Source organism: Methanosarcina mangrovi (assembly GCF_052057765.1).
Classification (GTDB): domain Archaea; phylum Halobacteriota; class Methanosarcinia; order Methanosarcinales; family Methanosarcinaceae; genus Methanosarcina.
The window spans coordinates 2963766-2989997 of record NZ_CP195120.1 but is presented as its reverse complement, the minus strand read 5'-3'; the positions used below and the strand labels follow the sequence as shown (position 1 = coordinate 2989997).

General features: G+C 42.6%; 21 protein-coding genes. 11 read left to right on the top strand and 10 right to left on the bottom strand.

Annotation, left to right across the window (positions count from 1 at the left end):
- Positions 1 to 188 precede the first annotated feature (188 nt).
- Positions 189 to 1595 (bottom strand): glutamate decarboxylase, encoded by a 1407-nt coding sequence (locus tag ACSAZL_RS13270; protein WP_440945122.1) that lies wholly within the window; start codon positions 1593 to 1595, stop codon positions 189 to 191.
- A gap of 1203 nt (positions 1596 to 2798) precedes the next feature.
- On the opposite strand from ACSAZL_RS13270, the gene ACSAZL_RS13265 reads away from it, so the two are divergent.
- Both ACSAZL_RS13265 and ACSAZL_RS13260 read left to right on the top strand, forming a co-directional pair.
- Positions 2799 to 3434, top strand: coding sequence for a DUF2284 domain-containing protein (locus ACSAZL_RS13265; protein WP_440945121.1), 636 nt, complete (start codon positions 2799 to 2801; stop codon positions 3432 to 3434).
- Between the two features lie 60 nt (positions 3435 to 3494).
- Entirely contained in the window at positions 3495 to 3827 is a 333-nt protein-coding gene (locus tag ACSAZL_RS13260; RefSeq protein WP_440945120.1) for a hypothetical protein, read from the top strand.
- A gap of 937 nt (positions 3828 to 4764) precedes the next feature.
- On the opposite strand, the gene ACSAZL_RS13255 is transcribed toward ACSAZL_RS13260, so the two are convergent.
- Entirely contained in the window at positions 4765 to 5727 is a 963-nt protein-coding gene (locus ACSAZL_RS13255; protein ID WP_440945119.1) for an MBL fold metallo-hydrolase, read from the bottom strand.
- Between the two features lie 283 nt (positions 5728 to 6010).
- On the bottom strand, positions 6011 to 7306 hold the full coding sequence (locus tag ACSAZL_RS13250; protein ID WP_440945118.1) for a TIGR00341 family protein: 1296 nt from the start codon (positions 7304 to 7306) through the stop codon (positions 6011 to 6013).
- 445 nt (positions 7307 to 7751) lie between these two features.
- On the opposite strand from ACSAZL_RS13250, the gene ACSAZL_RS13245 reads away from it, so the two are divergent.
- Positions 7752 to 9086, top strand: coding sequence for a tetratricopeptide repeat protein (locus tag ACSAZL_RS13245; protein ID WP_440945117.1), 1335 nt, complete (start codon positions 7752 to 7754; stop codon positions 9084 to 9086).
- Between the two features lie 513 nt (positions 9087 to 9599).
- Positions 9600 to 9857, top strand: a complete 258-nt coding sequence (locus ACSAZL_RS13240; RefSeq protein ID WP_440945116.1) for a hypothetical protein — start codon at positions 9600 to 9602, stop codon at positions 9855 to 9857.
- A 273-nt stretch (positions 9858 to 10130) separates the two neighbouring features.
- On the opposite strand, the gene ACSAZL_RS13235 is transcribed toward ACSAZL_RS13240, so the two are convergent.
- The 5 genes from ACSAZL_RS13235 to ACSAZL_RS13215 all read right to left on the bottom strand — a co-directional run bounded on the left by ACSAZL_RS13235 (position 10131) and on the right by ACSAZL_RS13215 (position 13861).
- The gene (locus ACSAZL_RS13235) at positions 10131 to 10610 is read right to left on the bottom strand and encodes a hydrolase (RefSeq protein WP_440945115.1); all 480 of its coding nucleotides are present in this window, start codon (positions 10608 to 10610) and stop codon (positions 10131 to 10133) included.
- Positions 10611 to 10797: 187 nt separating this feature from the next.
- A complete protein-coding gene (locus ACSAZL_RS13230; RefSeq protein ID WP_440945114.1) occupies positions 10798 to 11421 on the bottom strand; it encodes a class I SAM-dependent DNA methyltransferase in 624 nt (207 codons plus the stop codon).
- Positions 11422 to 11698: 277 nt separating this feature from the next.
- On the bottom strand, positions 11699 to 12355 hold the full coding sequence (locus tag ACSAZL_RS13225) for a hypothetical protein (protein ID WP_440945113.1): 657 nt from the start codon (positions 12353 to 12355) through the stop codon (positions 11699 to 11701).
- 110 nt (positions 12356 to 12465) lie between these two features.
- On the bottom strand, positions 12466 to 13116 hold the full coding sequence (locus ACSAZL_RS13220; protein WP_440945112.1) for a hypothetical protein: 651 nt from the start codon (positions 13114 to 13116) through the stop codon (positions 12466 to 12468).
- Between the two features lie 178 nt (positions 13117 to 13294).
- Positions 13295 to 13861: a plasmid pRiA4b ORF-3 family protein gene (locus ACSAZL_RS13215; protein WP_440945111.1), complete on the bottom strand. Its 567-nt coding sequence runs from the start codon at positions 13859 to 13861 to the stop codon at positions 13295 to 13297.
- Positions 13862 to 14500: 639 nt separating this feature from the next.
- Here ACSAZL_RS13215 and ACSAZL_RS13210 point away from each other — a divergent pair.
- From ACSAZL_RS13210 to ACSAZL_RS13180, 7 genes are all read left to right on the top strand, one after another.
- Positions 14501 to 16078 (top strand): ABC transporter substrate-binding protein, encoded by a 1578-nt coding sequence (locus tag ACSAZL_RS13210; protein ID WP_440945110.1) that lies wholly within the window; start codon positions 14501 to 14503, stop codon positions 16076 to 16078.
- Positions 16079 to 16770: 692 nt separating this feature from the next.
- Positions 16771 to 18432 (top strand): ABC transporter substrate-binding protein, encoded by a 1662-nt coding sequence (locus ACSAZL_RS13205; protein WP_440945109.1) that lies wholly within the window; start codon positions 16771 to 16773, stop codon positions 18430 to 18432.
- 203 nt (positions 18433 to 18635) lie between these two features.
- Entirely contained in the window at positions 18636 to 20246 is a 1611-nt protein-coding gene (locus ACSAZL_RS13200; RefSeq protein WP_440945108.1) for an ABC transporter substrate-binding protein, read from the top strand.
- A gap of 213 nt (positions 20247 to 20459) precedes the next feature.
- Positions 20460 to 21452 (top strand): ABC transporter permease, encoded by a 993-nt coding sequence (locus ACSAZL_RS13195; protein ID WP_440945107.1) that lies wholly within the window; start codon positions 20460 to 20462, stop codon positions 21450 to 21452.
- Positions 21449 to 22306 carry an ABC transporter permease gene (locus ACSAZL_RS13190; protein WP_440945106.1) on the top strand — a complete coding sequence of 286 codons (858 nt, stop codon included), beginning with the start codon at positions 21449 to 21451 and terminating at the stop codon, positions 22304 to 22306. Before ACSAZL_RS13195 ends, ACSAZL_RS13190 begins: the two co-directional genes overlap by 4 nt.
- Before the next feature lie 109 nt (positions 22307 to 22415).
- On the top strand, positions 22416 to 23393 hold the full coding sequence (locus ACSAZL_RS13185) for an oligopeptide/dipeptide ABC transporter ATP-binding protein (RefSeq protein ID WP_440945105.1): 978 nt from the start codon (positions 22416 to 22418) through the stop codon (positions 23391 to 23393).
- Positions 23383 to 23994 carry an ABC transporter ATP-binding protein gene (locus ACSAZL_RS13180; RefSeq protein ID WP_440945104.1) on the top strand — a complete coding sequence of 204 codons (612 nt, stop codon included), beginning with the start codon at positions 23383 to 23385 and terminating at the stop codon, positions 23992 to 23994. Before ACSAZL_RS13185 ends, ACSAZL_RS13180 begins: the two co-directional genes overlap by 11 nt.
- Before the next feature lie 340 nt (positions 23995 to 24334).
- Here ACSAZL_RS13180 and ACSAZL_RS13175 read toward each other — a convergent pair whose 3' ends face one another.
- Together ACSAZL_RS13175 and ACSAZL_RS13170 are read right to left on the bottom strand one after the other, a co-directional pair.
- The gene (locus ACSAZL_RS13175; RefSeq protein ID WP_440945103.1) at positions 24335 to 24880 is read right to left on the bottom strand and encodes a dTDP-4-dehydrorhamnose 3,5-epimerase family protein; all 546 of its coding nucleotides are present in this window, start codon (positions 24878 to 24880) and stop codon (positions 24335 to 24337) included.
- Positions 24881 to 24983: 103 nt separating this feature from the next.
- Positions 24984 to 25145, bottom strand: a complete 162-nt coding sequence (locus tag ACSAZL_RS13170; protein ID WP_440945102.1) for a hypothetical protein — start codon at positions 25143 to 25145, stop codon at positions 24984 to 24986.
- Positions 25146 to 26232: the final 1087 nt, after the last annotated feature.

Below are 26232 nucleotides of genomic sequence, written 5' to 3'. Positions count from 1 at the left end.
ACAGCTTTCATTGCCTGGTCGGAAATTGATTCATTCACGTATTTTTTACTGGCAAATATCAAAGCAGGGAGTTTGTGTGGAATATTGATCATACCTCGCTTCGTCTACTGTTAATCTTTTATTGGTGTGAGGGCCGATTTTTTAAAAACAAGCTGCTTGAAATAACAAGCTGCTTGAAATGCAAATTTTCAGCAAATATGAGCCATGTCCTTTTTTGACGGGCATGTTTTTTCTGTCCCGGATTCAGTTTCATTTTCAAGGAATTGGCAGGCTTTTTCGAGGTCTTCGACTATAATTGCTGCCATGTCCGGAGTGAAGTTTTCTCTTACGACGATGCGCATTATCTCGATATCCGCCGCATTTTCCGGGAGACAGTAGGCGGGAACTATCCAGCCCCTTTCCCTCAATTTGTGCGAGAGCTGCAACAGGGAATAGCCAACCTCTTTTTTTTGCCTGAAAGCAATTATAGGAAGCCTTTTTCCTTTGTTCAACATTTCGAAACGGCCCAGCCTGTCAACTTTTTCGGCGAGATCCTGGGAAACGTCAAGGATTTTTTTCATTATTCCGGTATAGCCAGCTCTTCCGAACCTTAAAATATTATAATATTGGGCCGCAACCATTGCACTTCCCCCTGAAAAGTTCAGGGTATACGAATCTTCCATTTCTCCAAGGTAGTTTACATGAAAAATCAGGTCTTCGGGGAGGTCATTTTTATCACGGAAGATCAGCCAGCCAAGGCCCGGATAAGTCAATCCGTACTTATGCCCTGAAACGTTTACGGATTTTACTCTTTCCAGTCTGAAATCCCACTCAAAATCCGGTTCGGTAAAAGGCAATATGAAGCCACCGCTTGCCCCATCTATGTGGATGGGTATGTCCCAGCCTTTTTCCTTCTTATATTCCACAAGCAAATCGTTAATTTCTTTTATAGGATCTATTTCTCCCGTAAAAGTTGTTCCCAGTACGCAGCCAACACAGATGGTGTTCTCATCAATCTTCTCTGCGACAGCTTCGGCTGTAATTGTACGCTTATCTTTGTCTATGGGAACTTTCCTGGCATCGACATCAAAGTATCTGGCAAACTTATCCCAGCAAACGTGAGCATCGTTTCCGAAAATTATGTTTGGTTTATCCGTACCCCGCCCTGATTTTTTCCAGTTCCATTTATGAGCCAGCAAACCCAGCATTATGGCTTCCGAAGAGCCAGCTGTTGACGTGCCCACGAATTCGGTGTTATGCCCATTAAAAAGGCGCCCAAGCATATTCACAATATTATCGTGAATAACTTTGTCAGTTTGAGGATATTCGAAAATATCTATGATATTTTTGTTGATGTTCTCCATGATAAGCTTATCCGCTTCCGGTTCCATCCATGTGTTGACAAAACTCGCCAGATTCAGGAAAGGATTGCCGTCGAGGCTCTGCTCATCATGTACCAGTTGATAAGCTGCTCTCGGACTCATTCCCTCTTCAGGGAACTCATATTTTGGAACTCCTTTTCCTCTCGTTTTTGGGACATATCTGGCACTGTATGCACCAATGCGATATTTTTTCGACTCATCCAAACTTTCCAGATTCACTTTCCTCGAAATCATATTTTAACCCCACTCAGATACAGTTACAAAACACTCTGTCTTCCCCAGCCTACTTTGGAAAAAATGAGAAAATGCGAAGCTGCTGGAAGGAGAGCTCAGGTTTCTAATTAATTATCTCTCCTTATTTTAATAAAAATCGTTTAATTTTTTTAATTCTGACATGTACATCTTACTCCTGAACGTTTATTTCATCAGTCCTTACGCTGTATTGACCACTCAGAAATAAATTTCAAGGAAACCAACATTTTGTTTCTTTACTCAGGACAGAAAAACAGCTTTTAATTGTTATGAAGTTCTTCGCGGATAATTTCCCCTGGATGTTATCCAATTGAGCAAGTAGCATTGTTTTTGATCTTGAGAAATAATTTATTTTCCGAGAAAAATTTCCATAATCCTTTTTTATTTCGATAATAATTTTGTAATTTTTGAACAATAACTCTATGAAGAGATTTTATAGTAATCACAGACATGATTTAGCACCTTTGACCCCTGCCCACCTTTTCTCAGGCAGGGGCAAAAAAGGAGTTCAGGTGCTTTCGACGATTTAGGAGGCGATTTAGGTTTGTGTCTGTCGGGTAGAGACACTTCTCTATACTACTAACTGATATTTAATACTTTTGTTTTCTTTTTTGTTACTCAATGCTAATTATATTATTCTTTATATTACGTATGTAGGAGCACTATTTTCCCTGAAAGTTTGCCGTTAAAGATTGGTAAGATATTAAAAGTCAATCCTGAAATCAAGAAGCACAGATATTTTTCTCTCCCTGCGCCGCGCAATAATGGGGTCGGCCTGGCAGTCAGATAAATACTTACCTTGAAGCCTGAAGCTGCTTTTCAATTCTGGTAAATATAAGCAAAGGGTTGTCAACAGCTTTTAATTTCCCTTCCTCTCTTCATTTTTCTTCTTTTTTACGGGAAGGGCCGCTCTCCTACGTCGAGCGGGACAAGAAGGACACAAGAGAGAGAATATGGTTGTGCCGGTCAGAGATATTCGTAATTTAGTCCTTTTGCATGAAGTTCATCACTAAAAAGCAATAATTCAGTTTTCCTTAGCAAGTGATTTAGAGATAACGGTCTGTTACTTGCAGCAAACGCATTTAAAAAAAGTTAAGTATTATCCGGTCCTGGGGTAAAATGGCAAAGGGATAAATGACTTCTGTGCCGCTTTTGAGTGAAAAATAGATTTGAGAAGGGAAGATTATGCCGTTTCAAGATGTAACCCCGGAAGAACTTGAGTTCCTTGTAAAAAAAGCCCTTGAGCTGGAGGCTGTTGATGCAAAGATAATCCCCACCTATCAGGTCTTTGTAGAGAAAAGGGTAGTCTTAAAATGCAGAGGGTGTATAGGGTACGGGAAAAAATTGACCTGCCCGCCACATGTTCCTACTGTTGATGAGTTTCGGGAGATACTTAAAGAGTACAAGTACGCCCTGCTGGTAAAGTTCCGGTCTCCTGCGGTTGCTGATGAAGAGATTGCAAAAGCCCCTTATAAGACCTGGCTTGACCCGGAAGCACCTGAAGAAACGAGGGAAAAGGCAGGAAAATTCTGGAACGATTATTTCGACTACAGCAAAAAAATGCTGCTTTCAATGCTTGAGCTTGAAAAGGCAGCTTTCAACGAAGGTTTTACCTTTGCGGTTGCATTTGTCAACGGTTCATGCAGGCTCTGTGAAAAGTGCAACGTAGAAAAGGGGCTCTGCGTCCACTCAAACATGGCAAGGATCCCGGAACATGCCGTTGGAATCAATATGAAAAAGACTGCAGCAGAAGCTGAAATGCCACTAACATTCCCAATCAAAGGGCAGCCCGAACCCATGTCCATTTTGCTGATTGACTGAAACCGGAAAAAGAAACAATTATAAACTTAAGTTCCTATAATAAATTAGGGTGTTATCCCGGTGACAGATCCGAAAATTCAAAATCAATACTACGGCAGTAGTTTCAAATTCCTTTCGGTAAAAAAGAAAACCATCATCAGAATTTATCTACTCATAGGCTGGGTGATGGTCGCATTTACCCTGATGACTGCAGTTGAAGTGGTATCTTATGATGACATCAAGTACTTCTTCTGGATGGTGCCGGTCTCAACAGCCGTGCTCTATCTTCTGTATGTGAACGGGAAGCCTCATCAGGTACCAAAAGATGAAGAGATAAAGTCAATCTTCGCTCTCATCTTTACTTTCTTATCTCTGCTAATGGCATTTTTTGCAGCTGTTCTGATGGAGTACTGAAAGTCGTTGAAGGTCATCTAAAAGCCTTGATGAGCCAAAAATTTTTCCTATCTGCTTTTTCTCATTCTTTTTTGGTCTTTCATTAACTGGTGACCTATTTCGGGGTCCGGGAAGGAATATGTCTTTTTTCTCCTCCTGGGCAGCAACGGGCCTGGACCAGCCGTCAACCGGATAAAAAGTGGATCAAAAACCGGCAGCGCAATTGAGAGATAAATCTCGAAGGAAATGGACTCCTCGAAGGAAATGGACTCCTCGAAGGAAATGGACTCCTCAAAGGAAATAGACTCAGGACTGAAAGAATACTTCCTTAAGCCCGGAAACGACTTTTCAATTCACAGGTAAATATAAACGCCTCCGCCAGCTTGTCTGGCGGCCCGCAAAAAACAGAAAAAAGAAGCCTGAATGAAAAAACTCGAAAAAAGAGTATTTTTCAGGCAGAATGTGATTTCTTAATTTTTTTGTTGGTGCCTTATGGTTTCTTCTAAAGCTTTTATTTACCTGTTTTCCTCCTTTTTCTTTTCAGCCTTTTTGGGAAAGCCCGCTCTCCTGCGTCGAGCGGGACAGAAACGACATAGTATGGCGAATATGGTTGTACGGATCAGAAGACCTGCAATTTTATTCCTCTTGAGCAAAACTAACTGTAAAAGCCCATCAAGTAGTCCGCTTGAGCGCAGCTCACTACCATAACCCAAAATTGGCCCTCTTGAGCAAAGCTTATTGCTCAAATCCATAACTTAGTCTGCTTGAGCGAAGCGAAACAGACTGCGTACTGCAGAGCCGCAACTCTGCCGAAACAGACAGCGTACTCTTGAGGCGAAATTCGGGCTGTGGAGCCGCAACTCTGCTGGCGCAACTCTGCCGGGAAAGGGACGGTTCGATACGGTGAATAAGGTTTTGTGGATCAGAATACCAGTTTTTTCTTCTCGGGTATCCCAACTCAGGGATTTCCGCCAAACACATAGGTTGTGCCGACCGAATTGAGTATGAATTGTTCCGGCATCCCTTCGGCAAACCGGTTTATTGCTTTCCAGCCCGTGCAGTGCATGGGCACGACATAATCAGGAGCTATTCTTTTCATTTCATCGATTGTGGGCTGGATAATAGGGTCAAAGAGCCGTCCGGTCAGGTGGAACCCCCCAAGGACTGCATGGACCTTATCTGTGCCAGTTATTTTTTTCGCATATTCTACGGTATTGATAATCCCTGCATGGGCACAACCGCTAATAACAACAAGCCCTTTATCCTTCACTTTTATCACAAGTCCCTGGTCGTCCAGGAAGGGGTCGATTACCCAGTTCCCGTTAATCTTCGCCTCAGCCCAGGGGAATCCTTTTTCGAACGGGATTTTGCGCTCAACCTCGCCGGTTGTGTGGATAAGGCCGTTTGCAATCGGAGACGCTTTTTCGGACTTTAAGAGATCCGCTCTTGCTTCTTTTAGAGCCTCCTCCTCGAGTGCAGGTACTGTGACCGGACAGCCGATTACAGGAATATTAAAGCGGCGTTCAAGAAAGGCATCGGGATGAAGAACAAGTGGGACTTCTTTATCCTGCTCTTTACTTACAAATTTCAAAAGGTCAACAAGCCCGAGAAAATGGTCCGGATGCCCATGACTAAGGGCAACAGCTTCTATTCTGCCAAGATCAGCCTTCAAAAGTTCTGCGTTATTAAACAGGTTGGCTGGAGTAACTGCTGCATCCATCAACACAACGTGCTCCTCGTTTCCTGCCCATACTTTGATCAGGCACGAAAATCCGTGTTCAGCAAAAAGCATCTGCGGGAAAAAAGGTAATTGAGGTCGTCTGCATACGTCGGTGCTTTCTATTAGAAATATATCCGTGTAATTATCCATAAGGACTGTTATTTCCAGTCGGTCTGCTTCCCGAATATTCAGTTCATTCATATATACACCCAGCAGTTTTGTCTTTCTAGCCGTTTTTAGGAGCTTGGCCCTTTTAGTCACTTTTATACAGGTTTATACTGGGTTAAAGGGCGTTGATATTTATAAGTTTTTCAAAATTATTTTTATTGGTATCGGATTATATTAAAGCGATCAGGTATTTTTCAATTTGCCAGTATAGTTCCATTCATTTGTTTTTTCGGCAGGCAGGATATTCGGTTTTTGAAGGCCGGCTGTTTATGGTGCGGGGTAAGAAAATAAATTTCTTAGGAGGGTGCACCGGAGCTTACGTTGATGTCTGCTGGGCCACGACGAAGCCGACAGTGACATCAACTTTTTTGCCGGTGGCCTCTTCCAATCGTTCGTCAGCTACTCTGGCAATATCCGGGGGAATTTCTTCCCCGGCTTGATACCCCACGAAAAAAGACACCGTTACCGGGTTACCTAACAGAAAGTCCGAGGGTGTATAGGCAACGATTATATTCTGAGCCCGTACAATCCCCGCTTCTACGTATTCGGGTTCTTCGAACATATCCCACAGCTCCTGGTCAACCTGCTGTTTAATCAAAGAGGCCTGGAAGGTTGTGTAAGTGACAAGGGCGAGGACCACGGAGAGGAAGGCGATTAAAATGACGAGGACTGTTGCGCGTGTGATCACCGCAGCACGGGCACTACCAACAGCCTTTTCCTCAGCAGGACGAAAGCCGGAAAGCCAGAACAGGATGAGGGCAGATACGTTGATGGTCAGCAGGTTCACGAGCACCAGTACAGCCGCTGTCAGCGCAACACCATAGTTTCCCCAGGCAAGCCCGAGCCCCGACGTTGCGGCCGGGGGAACAAGAGCCACGGCAATTGCCACTCCCACAAGGGTAGACCCGGAGCCCCGCATAATGCTTATGGCGCCGGCAAGTCCTGAGCCCAGTGCAAGAAAGAGGGACAGGAAGTTCGGGCTGGTACGTTCGGCAATCTGGCCTATTTCACGGATATCGAGTGCCGGCGGCAAAAGCAGCGTTCCCTTCATGATTGCACCTATCACGGCAGCAACCGCGATTGCAAGCAGGAGCCCTCCCACCTGTAGCTTTACTCCACGTGAGGCAAGTTTCCTCTCATTGATGACTGTCCCGACGCTGGCGGAGATTGCCGGCCCCATGAGTGGGGCTACGACCATCGCCCCTATGATTGTTGCAGCCGAGTCGAGCAGCAGCCCTCCCGTAGCGATAATAGTGCTCAGAACAAGGAAAGCAACAAAAGTAGAAGTCGCGGGTGCGAGCTCCTCCGCACGTGCGATAAGTTCTTCCCGGGAAATGCGAAGTCCTGAATAACGTTTCTTCAATGCTTCTAAACGTGTGGAAACAACCGTCTCGGGGGACAGGACGATCGTGTACGCATTTTCGATCCCTGCTTCCCGCAACCTGGCCATCACCGGCTCGATCCCGATAGGGGGAATGGGGAACTGTACCATGGCTTCGAATCCCCTTCGACCTGTTTCATTCCAGACTGCGTAGTCGATCTGCTCGTCGTCAAGCACGGCCAGGACCGGCTCCCGCTTCCCTACCGGAATAAGTACCTGAACCAGACGCATAATATAATTATGGGATTTTATTATATAATATATATTATCAAATTTAGAATATAATAGAATGTTATATAGTATTTCCAGTCCAACTTACCTGAATATATCATAAATTCAAAAAGAAATACGCCAACGTCCACTCTTTTTAATAGGAAAATGGATATTTGCATTTTTTACCTTTTCATAAGGTTTTTTGCCCTGTGTTTTGCCCTGTGATATCAGCTATTTTCACATTAACTATTCTGGCTTTTCCGGAACCTCGAGAAGGTTATTTCTCGCCTCTGGAGCTATAACATGTTAACAGGATCAGTTTGAAATAAGAGAACGGAGTTTGAACTAAGATTTCTCGGAGAATTTGCCGCCCGGCAGGGGAGGTTGGGTGTATGCCGAATTCTCAGGCAAAAAATCACTCTACAAAAAATCACTCTAAACCGAATTATACGGGACCGATACTATGGCAAACGATTTTAAAAAAGGTACAGGCAGGCCAGGTAAGACAGGCAGGCCAGACAGAGCAAGCAACACGGGCAGGGCAAGCGCAGGCAAGGCGGGTAGAACTCCAAAGGCAGTTGGCAGGGTCGATAAAGCCGGTGACACAGCATACGACCGCCTGAAAAAAGCGCTTGAGCCTTATGAGAAAATCCTTGAGAAAAATCCTGAGGATGCAGTCGCCTGGGCGGGCAAAGCTGCAGTGTTTCTGAGACACAGGATGTATAAGGATTCCCTGAAAGCTTATGAAAAAGCCCTTGAGATCGAACCTGAAAATCCTGGCTACCTCTACGAAAAAGGTTTCGCGCTTCTTCAGCTCAACAGGGAAGAAGATGCCCTGCAGGTGTTTGACAGGCTGCTTGAAATAAAACCTGACAGCGACAGGGCCTGGAACCTGAAAACCTCCGTCCTCTGCAGGCTCGGACAGCACGAAAAAGCCCTTGCAGCCTCTGAAAAAGCCCTTGCAGCCGATCCCAAACTGGCAGGTGCATGGCATGCAAAAGGCATCGTTCTCGCTGACCTCGGCAGGTACGAGGAGGCCATAACAGCCTACGATACTGCCCTAAAAATAAACCCCGATCTTGCTCGTGCCTGGGAAGGGAAAGCCTTCGCTCTCTACAGCCTGGACAGGTCGGTTGAAGCTACAATAGCCTACGATGCCGCCCTCAAGATAAACCCGGATAATGCAAAGACCTGGGTCGGAAAAGCTATGGTCCACCTCAAGCTCGGTAAATATAAAAAAGCGCTTGAGCCCTGCAACAAAGCTATCTCAATAAAGCCCGATTTTGCCGAGGCATGGTACTGCAAAGGGATGGTTCTCTCAGGCCTGGAAAAAGATGAAGAAGCTCTCGGAGCCCTTGAAAGAGCCCTCCGGATCAGGCCGGACTATGCCGATGCCATACATGCAAGAAATTCCATAAGCTCCAAACTCGGAATCGACCTCTATGAAGAGGAAGACGAAGAGGAAATGGAGGAAGAAAAGCCGGAAGTCAGGAGGAGCGTCTGGACAAGAAAAGAGCCAACAAGCGAGATACTGAAGAAAAGCCGGGAACAGGGAAGAGAGCAGCGAGGAGAAGGAGCTAAAAGGGGAGAATGGGCAGGGAAAAAGCCAAAAGAAGAGGGAGCTAAGAAAAGCGGTTGGGTTAAGAAGGAAACAAAAGAAGAGGGAACTAAAACGACCGGATGGGCGAAGAAAGAACAAAAAGGAGAAGGAACTGATAAAAGCAGGGGTCCGGAAAGAAAGCAAAGAAGCAAAGTGATCAGGAAAAATATTGGGAAAAGAGGAGAGAAAAAGAAATGATTTTCCTTTTTTGCCCGGACTTGTCAGGCGCTTAACCCTCTGCTTATAAATGGCTGGTTAGATGCTTAACCACTTCTTTATAAATAGCTAGTCAATCGCTTAACCACTTCTTTATATACGGCTGCTCAGGTGCTTAATCTCCCTGCTCATACTGTGATCAATCTGCTTTCCGGAGCTAAAAAGTAAGTATTCTTAAAAAGTAAATTCCCCTTTCGGGAATGAACTCTGATTTATAATGCCGGCACAGGGATTTACGTTCTTTTCTGTGCTGCGAGTTTTCTATCTTCTTAATTTTTCCCTATCCTTTCCGGCTCATGCACTTATATTCGCAGCAATTTCTCTGGATGGATTTTTATATTTTGAGGGTGCTTCGTACCAGAAAATTCGTCCAATATTATAAACCTGCAAGAATTTATCTGTGACCAGAAAGGTGATCTTACGCTTCAATATGTGACTCAAGTGTATGATGTGTACCGCTCAACGGGAAATCATTCAAGGTATTGCCGGGATGTTTTGTCGAACGTTTTCAACGAGATGGAGTTTAAGAAGCCTCTTTATTGCTTTACCCTGCCGGGTCTCCTTCTTGTTGCAGGCGGGCTGCATATGACCCTTAATTTTTTAAAGACCCCTAACCCCGGAGAAAGCCTGGGTTTAGGGCTGACTATTTTACTTCTGTTGCTGCTGACTTTCTTCGGGATTTGTATGGCTTTTACCGGAGTTCTGCTGCATTCGATAGCCGGTTTGGTTCGATATAAAAAGAGCAACTCCTGAAAGCCTGCAAATTCTGAAAATTTTTAATCAACAGGTGGAAGAGATTAAAACCAGAGTTCTTTGATCAAGCTCGAAAAAAATAAGCTACTGTAAGCAGGGAAATACGGAAAAAATGTATGAAAGGAATTACTGGCACGGAAATTTCCTTGCTTCCCGTGCTTATCGAGTTTTGATTGAGTTTTGTGCGTATGCCTTGTAGAATCAATATATAAATAGGATGGCTAACGTACTGGAAAAAATGAAAACTACCGGTATTATGACTCTATTTTTGTTTTAAACTTCTGCAAGAATCACAACATAATTCTTCCCGTATTTTTCGGCACAGGCGGGACAGGTAGTATACCACATGTACCATTTTTTGATTTCAAGTCCATGGCTTTTTGCATAACCTTCAAAGTCCGCACACCATTCCCCTGTTTTTTCAAAATCTCCTTCGTAGACTTTGCTCAAAAACTTCCCGCTCAGGGTCAGGTTTTCAGCCCCATCGACCTCTCTGTCAACAGCCAGATAAAGGTCCATGTTGCTTTCAGAAGTGTGGTCCGACAGGCAGAGCCAGTCAGGCATTTCCGCACCAGCCCTGGCAACTTTTTCGTTCATCCTCATTATTACTTCCCCGAAGTTCAGGGGCATGTAATTCTGAGTGGTAACGGAATCCCTGATGAACTTCTTATTCTTCCATTCAAAGAGTTTGCCGTCCCAGGGCGCAGGGTCAAACGGAGGACAACATTCCGGAGTTTCTAGTTCGCTGGTCATAAATTTTCACCCTGTTAGATAATTACTTTTTGGGTTATTTTAGGCTTTGGGTTTTGATTCTGGTCTTTTTACAAAAGTTACTTTTGATTATTATGATATAAAATGAAGTAAACGCAGGCAAAAAGCTTCTAAGCACTTGCAGGGGGATTTTTCCTGTTTTTATGGCAGGAATTATTAAAAAGAATGATCAAACCTTTTTTGTGAGATATCCCTTAAACATTAACCTTTCCTTTTTGTCTGGTTCTTTGTATATAAAAAATGTAATGCATTTCAACAGACTGAAGCCGTATTTATTTAATAATTCAATCACCCGGGAATCGTTATGAAAATATATTGAGAGACCTGATCCGGCATCTGTATAATGTGAAAGATCTTCTTCCGATACCATAACGGTAAAGCTGAAGATCCCATCTTTTTTCATAACTCGACCTATTTCTTTAAAGAATATATCAAGTTTCTCAAAAAAATGGAATATTCCACATGCTATTGCATTATCGAATTTTGAGTCCTCATAGGGCCAGCCCTCGGCTATCAGATCGAACAACCTGAGTTCCGTAGCGAAGCCTTTTTTCCTGCATATATCGAGCATTTTTTCCGATCTGTCAACTCCATATACCCTGAGACCAGCCTTATGAAACAGGTATGAGCTGAGTCCGGTACCAATACCGATATCAAGAACATTACTCCCCGGAGATAAATATTCATAAGCCAGCCCAAAAAGCACTTCATGCCCATGGTATTCTACCATTACGCTCATTCTATCATAAACAACAGCAGACCTGTCATGCGCTTCAACGATTGTGGGTTCCATAACTCATAAATTACATTGTGACACGAAAAACATTTTCATATACTGTCAGTTAGTCTACTTTTCAGTTACAGTTCTTGTTTTAGTGGATCTTGCTCGCGAATACAGAAACAGAAGAAGGTACACGGTTTACAAGACGCTATCTCTGAATGGGTTGGCATAAAGAAAAATCAAGGTCTGACAGAATTATGCATGATTACCTCAGGCATACACACTTATTTTTGTTGTAAATCATTTTTATAAAAATCGTTTAGACATATGATTTAAGAAAATTCCGTGTTCATCTCTCCTTAGTTACAAAAGCAGGATACTGGTCTTTAGATAATGTTCTTGTAAGTTTTTCGGGCTCGAAGTCATAATATTCAGGGATATATTCAAACCGCAATTTTCCGTTTTCCAGATAGAACCTCACTTTTGCATCAAAAGCAACAGGCCGATAGTTATCTTTTTCCGCTGGCATGTCCCGGTACAGCATTTGCTGCTCTTTCCAGCTTAATTGACTGTTTTCAAGCTGCAAATCATATACTCCGTAGACAATTCCTTCCATCGTATGCTCGCGAACAGTGGACGAGACCAGCCTCATTATACCGGTTATTTCGGAGGTACTTTTGCGCTCTGCCAGCTCATATCGAAACACACTCACACCATTAAAATCTTTTTTAATGGCACCCCTTCTTTTATCCGAATTCAGAACGTATATTCTTTCACGGGTGACGGTGGTCATATCAAATCGGAAACCGTACTCCGACAACACTAAATTCGAAAAAAACATTTCATCGGAGTAAACTCCTTCAAGCTTTCCTTCTTCAAGCTGATAAACCACTTCATCTGTGACAAGTTTTTTATCAATTACATGATCTTTTAGAAATTCGATTATTTTTTCTCTACCAGTATTACAGCTCCTACAAACCGGTTCTGTTGCTTGCGTTGTATTCATGTTTATTCACCTGGATTTCTTTGATTATATTTCCGGTTTTATAATGCCGGCTTAAAACTACATCACAGACCAATCACATTATAGACCAATCACATTACAGACCAATCACATTACAGACCAATCACATTGTTCACTATAATCAGGCTTATAGACAGGGCTATACAAAAGTTGAGTACTCCGTTAATCGACAAGCTCCTTGATTTTATAAGTTCTTTGATTGCCCCTTCCTTCAACGACACAATACCGGTGAACATGACCAGGAAAGATGCAAATAATGTTGTCAAGAGCAAAGGTTTCTCCCCTGGATTTACCATCCCTGAAACCAGCTTAACATTTGTCTGGAAATCGGCATCGCTTATCTCTATATGATACACCCCTGATACTTCGGGTGTAAACGAAAAGTAATCTTTAGCCCCTCTTTCAGTTCCACGGGACCCCCCGATTGTGGATCCGTAAAAATCTTTTACCCAGGAATGTTCTATGTTTTCTGGATCAACCACAACGATCCTTAATAGTTCGGAGCTGGAATATGGTTCCTCTGTTTTGAATACGAAGGTCACCATTTCGTTTTCAGTGAGCATGATATCATTATTGATGTCTTTTGACGGCCCGATAAAGTCATTTAAAATCTCCTCACCCAAAATATATTCTCCCGAGTAAAGAAAAAGACCTGAAAATAATAAATTAAAAACAGAAACCATCCAGATGATTTTAAAAACGGTATTAGTTAATTTATTCTGGTCTTTAATTTCAACCACCATCTGTTTAATTAAAATTTTAGAGCCTTTAAATAGCCAGGAATTGTCAGTCAGGCAAGAACCCATGATACATTTAATTCAATCCCGGCAGCGTTGTCAAAAATTATAAAATCCTGGAATGGGACAGGCATGAAAAGTCCCTGAACAACGCCTAATAACAAACCCGGAAGTGTTCACACCTTCAGAAAGAAACATCTTTCGGATCAAAGTATTCGGGGTCAAAATCTTCTCCCAACCATTCCACAGTATCTTCGTATTCCTCATGTTCCGGGTCTTTCAGGATCTCCAGCATATCTTCATAGCCCCGTGTCCCGCCGATGTCTTCAGGGACAGCGGCTCTTTTTCCTGCAGTGCAAATGGGATACTCCACACCTTCTTTTTTCGGGAAGATTTTTTCAAGCCGGACTTTTACCTGCCAGTTGTCCTCGAAGTCGTAGGTGTACAGAGCAATCTTATTTTCCGGCGTGAAATAATGAGAGATTTTAGCTTTTTTTTCCGGCACAAAAGGCTCCCTGAAAGCTTCAAAATCGTTGCCTTCCGTCCCTATCGTTTCAGGTTCTTCGGTTTCTGGGTTTAGCATTTTGAATTCGTGAAGGTGGTAATCTTCCCAGTTCATTACAGCCTGGATAGCATTGTGGAGGTCAAAAAAGGTATAATTTTCCGGCAACTGGATACGCCGCCAGATCTGGGGGGTAATGTCTTTCATGGAAAGCTTTAGCTGGTAAACTTTCTCGAAAGTCTCTTTCATAGAATATTCACCAGAAATAATTATCTGAGTCTCTCTATTTTAGTTTTGGGGTTTATTGTCCGGAAATTTATGGTAATATGCAGGTAAAAAGACTCTTTTCCGCAGACCGGGGGATTTTCTTTCCTTTCTGGCATAAAGTGGGGATAATTCCTTATGGTCCTTAAACATTTATCTATGGAAAATTGCTTTCGAATTTCTGCAAAAACAGTTTTGATAAAGTGGGTGGCAGTGGAAGCTACTTCTCGACAAAAATCAGCTACTTCTATAATTGTAAAAGTATGGGAATTTCAATTCTTTTTTACTGACTCTTTTTTGTGAGTTTATGCAGGTATCATTCCTTTTATTGCAGGTTCTCCAAAACTTTAAAAACTGGCTAAAATCATGATTTAATGTTACTTCTCAGTTTTAACGGTCGGTATTAGTAACACAAAGATTTAGGAACGTATTTATAGAAATCTGGTTTTAACTGGGAGTAATAATTTTCTTTGGAAATGTATTGCTTAAATGTTATTTTTAGAACAATAAATGTTATCCGGAGGTTTCTGGACTTGTTTACGGCTGGAAAATACTCACGAAATAACGGGCTCTTTGTAAAAAGGAGGAGGGATTCTTATTAAGAGAAATCAGCAGTACCTGGTAATGGGAATAATACTTGTAGTTTTAGCAATTGCCACTCTGGCATACAATTCAGTGTCAAGCAGTTCTGCCCGGAGCCCGGATGAATTGATCTCGGCGGCTTCGGCTCACGGAGGGGAACCGGAGGCGGGCTTTGATCCGATGTATGGCTGGGGGACTTATCATGAGCCTTTGGTTCAGAGTACTCTTTTCAAGTGGGATAGTAACATGTCCCTTGTTAATGATTTAGCTACGGGTTATTCTGTTAGTGAGGACAGTTTGGTCTGGACTGTTACTATAAGGGATGATGTCAAATTTACTGATGGGGTAGCATTGACGGCGGAAGATGTGGTTTTTTCGTTTAATACGGCGGCAGTGTCGGCGGGGTATCTGGACCTGACGTCGCTTGAGAGGGCTGAGGCGTTAAATGATACTGCTGTGCAGTTCACCCTGAAAAATCCTCGCGCAACTTTTATCAACACGCTTGGGAGGCTGGGGATTGTTCCGGAGCATGCTTATAATGAATCTTATGGGCAGAATCCGATAGGGTCCGGGCCTTATAAATTTGTTCAGTGGGATAAGGGGCAGCAGACGATATTTGAGAGAAATGAGGATTATTATGGGCAGAAACCCTATTTTAAGAAGTTTACCATTCTCTATCTGGAAAATGACGCTGCTTTTGCTGCTGCAAAGAAAGGGGACGTTGACTTTGCAAAGATTACTGCAACAACCGCAAGAGAAGAAGTCGAGGGCATGAAAGTAGTGCCTGTAGCTTCATACGACTCTATCTACATCTCACTGCCACTGACCCCGGATACTGGTAATAAAACTAAAGACGGCTATCCGATTGGAAACAATATCACATCGGATCTTGCTGTCCGAAAAGCCCTGCATGTGGGAATAGACCGGCAGTCGCTTATTGATGACGTACTGAACGGTTTTGGGGACAAGGAGCTTACAGGGGTAGATCACCTTCCCTGGGCAAATCCGGAAGCTATGGTTGAAGATGCCGACAAGGAGGGAGCTATAAGAATTTTGGAAGAAGGCGGGTGGACCGATACTGATGGAGACGGGATAGTTGAGAAAAATGGGCTGAAGGCGTCCCTGATGCTTTATTATCCTTCAAATAACCCTGACCGTCAGGCTCTCGCCCTTGCCCTTACAGATCAGGTTGCAAAATTCGGAATTGAGCTAATCCCTGAAGGGAAGAGTTCGAACGAACTAATCACTGTAAAATATGCAAACCCTTCAATCTCGGGCTATGGGACCAACGACCTGGACCCCGTATACACCTCCTACCTCAGTTCACTTGCCGGAGGCGAATACAGCAATACAGGGTATTACAATAACCCGATAGTTGATGCTTACCTGATGGCATCCCAGAACAGTTCAACTTTAGAAGAGGCGTATAACTACGTTAAATTGGCTGCATGGGACGGTAGCACCGGTTTTTCGGCAAGAGGAGATGCAGCGAAATTGTACATTATAGATCCGAACTACATTTTCCTTGTTGACGACACTCTGGACATAGGTACTCCCAAAACCCAGCCTCATGGAGGAGACCCGTATGGAAATATCTACGATTGGAAACGCATAAACTGAAATCGAATCAGGCTCGGAAGAGAATAGAAAGGAGAGAATCAGGAGAAAGTGATCGAGAAGAAGCTAATAAAGATAAAATTAGGAGGAAGTGATCGAGAAGAGACTAATAGATATATCATGACGGGGAAATCCTGAAATTTTCAGGTTAAAATGAGCTTATGGAGAGCTTTTGCCTCCATAAAGTTTTATTTTCACATTTAACTGCTTTTTATTCGCACATGAGGCTGTTCCGGTTACTGAGTACGGACAAGCACTTTTTTATTTGCTCCTTCTGTTTTAATTTCTGTTTTAATTTCTGTTTTAATTTCTGTTTTAATTTCTGTTTTCATCCCTGTTCTGATTGCTGTTTTCATCCCTGTTTTTCAGTATGTGGTGGCTACTGCTAGCTAAAAGCTTGTAGAAAAAGATAATTTTTCACATCAAGTAATACAAAATACTAGAAAACAAATATCTTAGTAATACATTTTTTTCGGAAAGTATATATACTTATAATGGATTTATTAAATTCCGTATGATAATTAGTTAAGAAAGTAATACTCTAGTGATATTTTTGTCTTTAAAAGTATTATTTGAAAAAGTCTTTCAGTTATTACAATATGGATTCGTGAATTTCCGTAAGGATAATTGTGGACTTTAATATAAGTTGAGGGAAAAGTTGAGGAGGAGTTAGGATAAGGAAAAACCAGCAATATTTGCTCATAGGCTCAGTAATCATAATTATAGCGGCTTTTGTTGTTGTCAGTTCGATGTCCGGCCCTGCTGCGGATTCGAAGTCCGTTGAGCAGGCTTCCCGGGTTGCCGGGGAAACGGTATCCGAGGGGTCCGGAGAACTGAATTCCCCTGGATCGGATGAACTGGTAGCAGCCGTAGGGACCCACGGGGGAGAGCCGGAAGCGGGTTTTGACCCGATTGCCGGATGGGGCAAAAGCAGGGAACCTCTGGTCCAGAGTACGCTTTTCAAAAGGGACAGCAAGGCAAATCTGATCAACGATCTGGCTACGAATTATACTGTTAGCAGTGACGGGCTAAAATGGACTGTCACAATAAGGGACGATGTTAAATTCCATGATGGAGAGCCTTTAACTGCTGAGGATGTCGCCTTCACATTTAATACGGGAGCAGACGGCAGCGGGAGTTTGGATTTATCCATGCTGGAAAACGCTGTAGCAGTCGACGATTATACGGTTGAATTTAACCTGAATGACCCTCAGGCTACTTTCATCAATAAACTCGCATCACTGGGGATTGTTCCCGAACATGCTTACAACGAATCTTACGGGCAGAATCCGATCGGATCGGGCCCGTACAGGTTCGTGCAATGGGATAAAGGGCAGCAGGTCATATTTGAAGCAAATCCGGATTATTATGGGCAGGAGCCTTACTTTAAAAAGATAACCATGCTCTTTATGGCATCGGATGCTGCTTTTGCCGCTGCGAAGGCAGGACAGGTCGACCTTGCTGAAATTCCGGCTTCATATGCCTATCAAAAAGTAGACGGGATGAAAATAGTGTCCCTTGATTCCATTGATGCCCGAGGGATAAGCTTCCCGGTCCTGCCGAGTACGGGTAAAAAAACCGAATACGGTTATGCAATCGGGAACAATGTGACCTCTGATATTGCAATAAGAAAAGCTCTGAACATCGGGATCGAAAGGCAGATATTAATCGATGGAGCGTTAAACGGGCAGGGTAAAGAAGAATTTACGGGTGTGGATAAATTACCCTGGGGCAATAAAGACGCTATTTTTGAAGACGGAGACCCCGAAGGTGCAAAGGAAATTTTAACTGAAGCCGGCTGGGAAGATACTGACGGAGACGGCATCCTTGAGAAAGACGGCTTAAAAGCCGAGTTTACCCTCCTCTATCCTTCAACAGCCCAGGAAAGGCAGGCATTGGCTGTTTCTATCTCCGAAGAAGCCAGGAAACTGGGTATCAAAATTAATGTTGAGGGCAAAAGCTGGGATGAAATCGATACCCTGGCCCATTCAACTCCGGTGGTTTTCGGCTATGGTTCGCTTGACCCGACTGACATATACCTGAGATATTACAGCAAGAGCTACGATCCTTCAAATTACAACAACCTGATAATGTACAACAATTCTGTTGTGGACAGTTACTTAAGAGCGGCCATAACCAGTTTTGACCAGGATACTGCCAATAAGAACTGGCAACTGGCTGCCTGGGACGGGACAACAGGCTTTTCCGAAAAAGGAGATGCTACCTGGCTGTGGATGGCGACCATCAATTATGTCTACATTATGGACGAGGACCTGGATATCGGGACTCCGAGAATACAGCCTCATGGTGCAAACATCTTCGGTAATATCCTGGAATGGAACCGCACGGAAAATTAAACCGGGAGTTAAGTTTCAACTTTACTTAAACTCCCTTTTTTTCTTTTGAATTTCTTGCTGGAGAACTTAAGAATATGATCACGAGTAATGCCGGACTAATGAATAGTACAGGGCTAATGAGTAATACCGGGTTGTGACCTGATTGTGCATAAAAAAGAGGAGGGATTTCAATTAAAAAAAACCAGCAATATTTGCTGATAGGGATGGTAGTTGTAATTCTGGCGCTTATTTTTGTTTTTATGTCAGCCGGGGAGCCTGTTAGCTCGGCTTCCGGAGCTCCCGATGAACTGGTGGTAAACGTATATTCGCACACAGGTGAACCGGAAGCAGGCTTTGATCCTCTTCTGGGATGGGGGTGCGGGCACGTAAATTTTGAGCCGCTGGTCCAGAGTACTCTTTTTAAATCAGCTGATGACGGGAGTATCATTAATGATCTTGCTACAGGTTACTCTGTAAGCTCCGATGGGAGGACCTGGACCGTAAATATAAGAGATGATGTCAAATTCACAGACGGGGAAAAATTAACAGCAAGCGACGTAGCGTTTACCTTCAATACTGCAGTTGGAAGTAATTCCGAACTGGATATGAGTAATCTTGAAAGTTCTGTGGCAATAAACGATACGACAGTCGAATTCAAATTAAAAGAGCCTCAATCCAGCTTCATATGGCGGCTCAGGTACATCGGAATCGTGCCGGAACGTGCATATGAAAAAGAGACCTACGGGCGCAATCCGGTAGGGTCAGGCCCGTATAAACTGGTCCAGTGGGACCGGGGACAGCAGGCGATATTTGAATACAACGAAGATTACTACGGACGGGAGCCATACTTCAAAAAAATAACTATGTTATTCCTGGATAAAGATACCGCATTTGCAGCTGCAAAGTCCGGGGAAGTAGACATAGCTGAAATTGAAATCAGCAACGTAAATCAAACCATCTCCGGATACAGTTTAGTCCCTCTGCCCTCCTCAAGGGCCTTCGGAGTCTCTTTCCCGATGCAGAATAATACCGGCAATAGAAGCCTTCAGGGAGATCCGATAGGCAATAACGTAACAGCCGATATAGCAGTTCGAAAAGCCTTAAACACTGGGATCGACAGAAAAGCCATACTTGAGGGAGTATTGTACGGAAAAGGAGATGTGGAATATACCGGAGTGGACCAGCGGGAATTCGGAAATCCTGAAGCCAGAGTCCCCGACTCAGATCTCGAAGAAGCCATAAAAATCCTTGAAGCCGCAGGATGGGTAGATATTGATGGTGACGGGATCCGGGAAAAAGATGGGACTGAAGCGGAGTTTGACCTATACTATTCTTCATCGGACCAGGTAAGGCAGGCTCTTTCAGTGGCTGTAAGCGAACAGGCCCGGAAAATGGGTATAAAAATAAACCTTGTAGGCACAAACTGGGATGAAATCTACGCAAACCAGTACAGTTCAGCCGTTTTATATGCTTACAGTAGCATTGATACCTTCAATTTATATCAGCAATACCACAGTAAAGAAGCCGATGATACTTACAGGAATCCGGGACTTTATAGTAATCCTGCTGTGGACGGTTATCTGGAATCGGCTCTAAGGTCGCCAGATCAGAAGCAGGCCACAAAATACTGGCAATTGGCTGCATACGATGGAAGCACCGGTTACGGGCCAGCAGGAGATGCAACCTGGTTATGGCTGGTCACAATGGATTATCTGTACGCTGTGGACGAAACCCTGGATGTCGGGACTCCACAACAGAATGCCGGGTCAGATATTTTAGGAAATATCTATGAGTGGACAAGAATAGATGAATCCGGTTCGACTTCAGGTGAGTAATATATTGCATTAAATATGGTGTATATTACTCATTTTACATTTTTTCCTTAAGCCAGGATGAGCAGGAGATAATCAAAGAATGCTTACGGAAGTTAATGCTTGCAGAAGCCTATTTTTCAATTCCTGGGTGTGAAAATTTGGTCAATTATTACTAATATATGCCTTTGATGTGAAATCTAGTTGTTATATTATATCTGTGTTTGAGGGAATAACGTGTCAGAAAATACAAAAATATCGGGCTTTATAGGGAAGAAAATTCTCCGGCTAATAAGCCTCTTGCTTGTAGTTTCTTTTGTAAGTTTCATGCTCATTCAATACTCGCCTATAGACCCTGTTCGAGCTTATCTTGGGGAGATGTCGGTGAGTGCGGAGCACAAAGCTAAACTTGAAGAATACTGGGGAGTTAACACACCTCCGCAGGAGAAATTTCTGAATTGGGCCGGAAGTCTGCTCAAAGGAGATTTTGGAGTCTCGTTGATTTACAGGATACCTGTAACGGACGTGATTAAAGAGAGATTTACAGCGTCTCTGGTTCTGATGGCATCTTCGTGGCTGATTTCGGGAGTTCTGGGCTTCGTTTTAGGAATTGCGGCCGGAATGCATAAAGGGACCCTGTTTGATAGAGCAATAAAAACCTACTGTTACATTTTAACCGCCACTCCGACATTCTGGCTGGCTCTGATTTTTTTGATGATATTTTCAGTGCAGTTAGGCTGGTTTCCTATAGGTTTAAGTGTGCCCATAGGAGTTACGGCCGAAAACGTGACATTCTTTGATCGGATACAGCATTTGATTCTCCCGGCACTGACTTTGAGTTTACTTGGAGTTGCCCAGATTGCAATGTTTACCAGAGAAAAATTAACAGAAGTTATGTCCAGCGATTATGTCTTATTTGCAAAGGCAAGAGGGGAAAAAGGCCTGGACCTGGTTTTAAGGCATGGGGTTAGAAATGTTGCCCTTCCGGCTATTACCCTGCAGTTTTTAAGCTTCAGTGAATTGTTTGGAGGTGCAGTTCTGGTCGAACAGGTATTTTCATATCCCGGGATAGGGCAGGCAACAGTAGCGGCAGGATTAAGGTCTGATGTGCCGCTGCTTCTGGGGATAGTGCTCATAAGTGCCGTGTTTGTATTTTTTGGAAACCTGATTGCTGATATTATATATGAATTCATAGACCCCAGGATAAAGCAGCAGGAGGAAACGATATGAGTACCGCTGTTGTAACAGTGAACAAAGGGGTATTCAGAGGACTGAATTTAAGGCAAAAGACTCTTTTGATAATAGGCTTCACGTCCCTTTTGCTGCTTTCAATTGTGGTTTCCAGCCTGTTTGTAGAAGGGGACTCGCTACCTACTGATTTTAGCTCCAAAAACCTTGCTCCTTCCCTGGAACATCCCTTTGGGACGGACTGGATGGGAAGGGATATGTTGACAAGAACTCTGGAGGGGCTGGGTTTAAGTATAGTGGTTGGAGCTTTTGCATCCTTTATCAGTGCTATATTGACCGTAATTTTAGGATTGCTTTCAAGTGCGGGGAAAACAGCGGACTCTTTCGTATCCTGGCTGGTAGACCTGTTTCTTTCAATCCCGCACCTCCTTTTAATAATCCTGATTTCCATAGGTCTTGGGGGAGGAGCAGCAGGGGTTATTGCGGGGGTTGCCTTAACGCACTGGACAAGCCTGACCAGGGTTGTAAGGGCAGAAATCAAGCAGCTAAAAACCCAGGAATATATCCATATCTCCAGAAATCTTGGAAAATCAAAGTGGTGGATAGCTACAAAACATATCCTGCCTCATTTGATTCCCCAGATATTGCTGGGTACGATTTTGCTGTTTCCCCATGCTATTTTGCATGAAGCTTCAGTCACATTCCTGGGTTTTGGACTTTCTCCTCACGAACCGGCAATCGGTATAATTCTTTCGGAGTCCATGAGGTACCTCTCGGCAGGATACTGGTGGCTTGCATTCTTCCCGGGCCTGTCCCTGCTAATTGTAGTCCTAGCCTTTGACCTGATAGGAGAAAATTTGGGGAAATTGATGGATCCAAAAGATGCTCATGAATAAATGCTCATGAATAAGTGCTCATGAATAAGTGCTCATGAACAAGTGCTCATGAATAAGTGCTCATGAATAAGTGCTCACGAAAATAAAATAAGATCTGAATGGTGTCAATATGGGAAACAAAACTGAAGTCTACAATGAAGGAAGGAAGGAGACCGAACCTCTATTAAAAGTAGAAGAAATTTCTCTTTCTTTCATTCAATATACTTCCGGACTCAGGCAAACTGAGTTAAAAGTAATCGCCAATTTGAGCATAGAGGCTTACAGAGGCGAGATTTTAGCCGTAGTTGGCTCAAGCGGATCCGGTAAAAGTCTTCTCGCCCATGCAATTTTAGGTATTTTGCCTTCAAATGCGAGACTCGCCGGGAAAATGGAATATAATGGCAAAAACCTCACTCAGGAGGTAAAAGAAGAAATCAGGGGAAAAGAAATAGCTCTGGTCCCTCAATCCACAACCTACCTGGACCCTTTAATGAGGATCTCAAATCAGGTAATAGGCTCTGTTGATGAGGAAAACGAAGGTTTAATGAAGAAGCTCCAGCAGGACATTTTCCGGAAATACGATTTAAAACCGGATGTAGAGAGAATGTTTCCCCATGAGCTCTCGGGAGGGATGACCAGAAGAGTTCTGGTTTCTACTGCCGTAATGAGTTCTGCCAGGCTCGTAATTGCAGACGAACCGACTCCGGGCCTGGATGAAAAAACCCTGAACGAGACCCTGAGTTACTTCAAAGACATGGCAAACAGGGGATGTGCAGTTATACTCATCACTCATGATATCGAAGCTGCATTAAAAATCTCGGATAAAATTGCAGTGTTCTATGCAGGGACGGTTCTGGAAGTAGCCAATGTTGAGGATTTTAAAAATAACGGGGAAAATTTAAGACACCCCTACACCCGGGCTCTCTGGAATGCCCTTCCCCAGAATAAATTCCAGGCAATTAAAGGGCACCAGCCAATGCAGGATGAAGTCATTGATGGATGTATTTTCTATGAAAGGTGCTCCAAAAAGAATGAGCTCTGTTCTAAAGGGGTTCCTCAATTTAAAATAGTTAACGGAGGCGGGGTGAGGTGCAATAATGTCTCTTAAATGTGAAAATCTCAGTTTCGGGTATAAAAGAGAAAATTTGATTTTAAATAATGTGAATATATCTTTAGGTCGTGGAGAGGTACTGGGGCTCATAGGGGACAGCGGAAGCGGCAAATCAACCCTGTGTAAAATCTTGGCAGGGTACGAAAATAATTATCAGGGGAAGGTAAGTCTCGACGGAAAAGAAATCCCCTCAAAAGGCTATAATCCGGTCCAGCTTGTCTTTCAGCACCCGGAGAAAGCCGTAAACCCCAAATGGAAAATGAAAGATATTTTGAATGAGGGACACATTGTTCCCCAGGATATTTTAGATTCCTTTGGGATAAAAAAGAACTGGCTGAACCGGTGGCCCAATGAACTTTCAGGAGGAGAACTTCAGCGATTTGCCCTTGCAAGGGCTTTAAGCCCCGAAACCAAATTTTTAATCGCTGATGAAATAACAACAATGGTAGACGCTATTACCCAGGCTCAAATCTGGAATATCGTTCTGGACGTGGTTGAAAAAATGAATATCGGAGTACTGGTTGTAAGTCATGAAAAAAATTTAATTAAAAGGATCTGCCACGATGTCGTTTATCTAAAAGATATAAACCATGTCTAAAACTATGTCTTAAAACCATATTTAGATAAAAATCCATATCCCTTTAATGAAACTTAAATGTCTATACTTCATTAATGAAACATAATATCTATCCCGAAGAGGATTCCCTTCAGCCTTATTTTATTTGGAATGAAAGTACTGTGATTTGAAAAGCACTTTCATTCCTTTGTGCATGTTTTTTGCAGAATTTAATGTTTGGTTTTTATCTTTCCATAAAGATATTTTTAATGGATATTGCTTATCAGACCTTGCTTATCAGTCCTCTATTCTATTTTGAATGGTTTCTTAAATATCTAAAAAAATAAAAATTTTTATCATCGTTGATGTTTTCTGATCTGCTTCATTCCATTTTGCAGTTCCAATTATAGGGAATAATATTATTGGAAATGGGATTGACCCGTCTTTCGTCAACATCTTCAGGGTCATAGAGTAGGGAAGGCATTCCTATTACTACAGATACATCATTGCCTACATTTTTTGTACCATGAAAGATCCCTGGTGGGATATAAACCGTACGTGGGTACCTATCCCCCATAAAAATTTCATTCAAAACTTTATATGTAGGGGAGTCTTCTCTGTAATCATATAAGACAACTTTTACCATTCCACTTACACAAAACAGGTGATCTTCCTGTTTAGAGTGAAGATGCCAGCCTTTTATCATTCCAGGGTAAGAATAGGAAGCAATTATCTGTTTGATATCCTGTGCTTTCATATCTTCATCGTCTAAACGTATGAGCTCGGTCAAAAAGCCTCTCTCATCGCTAAACAATTTAGTATCCTTTATAACAATACCTTCAATTAGCCTTGCTCCATAAAAACCTGGAATGTTTTGGACCCTTGGCTTTTCCAGTTTATTAAAATCCTCCATACTTTTTACTTGCATGTTTGCACCTCTTTTTTCCTATTTCTCTGATTATTAATCCTTACCACTCTCAAAATAGTTCTGTAACGCAAGAATTTGCCAAACTTGACAGTATATTACAGACTTATTCGCTTGATTCTGTGGTCATTAAAAATTTACCCTTTTCGTCTTCTCGAAAACCGGTTTTCTCTTTGCAGATAATGTTCTCTACTTCAAGGTAGACTACTTTGCCAGGAATTAATAGATGCTGGAATACCCTGAATTCTTCTTCACATATGCTATGCAATTTTGCATTCCATCAAAAAATAGTAGCCTTAATTCCTGGAGTGGGACACTTTATAATTTTTTTACTTCAGTCCTTTCAGTTTTATAAACACCACCTGTGCAGGTTATCATGATCGTTTTTTACTATTTTCTAATATTATGCTCCCAAATCTATCTATAATTTTAAGGTATTTAAATGTTATTTTTTTGAGTTTTTGTATTACCAAACTGATAATATTATATAACTAAGTATTACTAAATCAAATGTATTTATCTATATTTCAAAATTCATAACACAATTGCCAGTACTTTTCGACTTATCATAAAAACCTGAATTCTATATACTCAGAATATGCATATGGTTTAAAAGGTGGGTGGGCCACCTTTACATGGTTGATATTTTTGAAAAAAACAATGTCTAACTTAAATTCCTGGATTCTGACCCACCCGAGTTTCGCCAGCAGAGTTGCGGCTCTGCAGTACGCTGCCCTTTTCGCTTCGCTCAAGAGAGCCAATTTTGGGATAAAGTAGTAAACTGCGCTCAAGCAGACTACTTTATAGATTAGAGAAGGCGCTTCACTCAGCCGAACTAAATTAAGATTTCTTCCCCATACAATGTTACTCTCTATATCGAGTCGTTCTTGTCCCGCTCGACGCAGGAGAGCGGTCTTTCCCAAATAGACTAAAAAGAACAAAGAAGGTCTATAAAAGCTAGCGAAAATAAATTAATGGAACGTAAAAAAACTAACCGGTAAAAGTGACCTGAAGGCCCTATAATTCCTGTTTTTTGCTTTTTCTTCTTTTTTGTGAAGGGCCGCCAGACAAGCTGGCGGAGGCGCTTATATTTATCTGTGGGATTTAATAAGGCTCCCGGCGTCAGGAGAAAGTATTCTGAGGACAGGAAATACGGTGCTGAATTCAGTTTCTCCAGAAGGCGTTATAACTTACCTGTTTCTTTTAGAGTCGCAGATTTGACAGGTTCAGCCCTGTAAGAGGTAGCAGTAAAACAAAAGATCCCAGTTTCGGATATACAGATACATCAACCGGTTAATATGGGACCACCAAAAAGTAGATAAGTCCATAAATTACGGGCTATAAATGAGCTTATA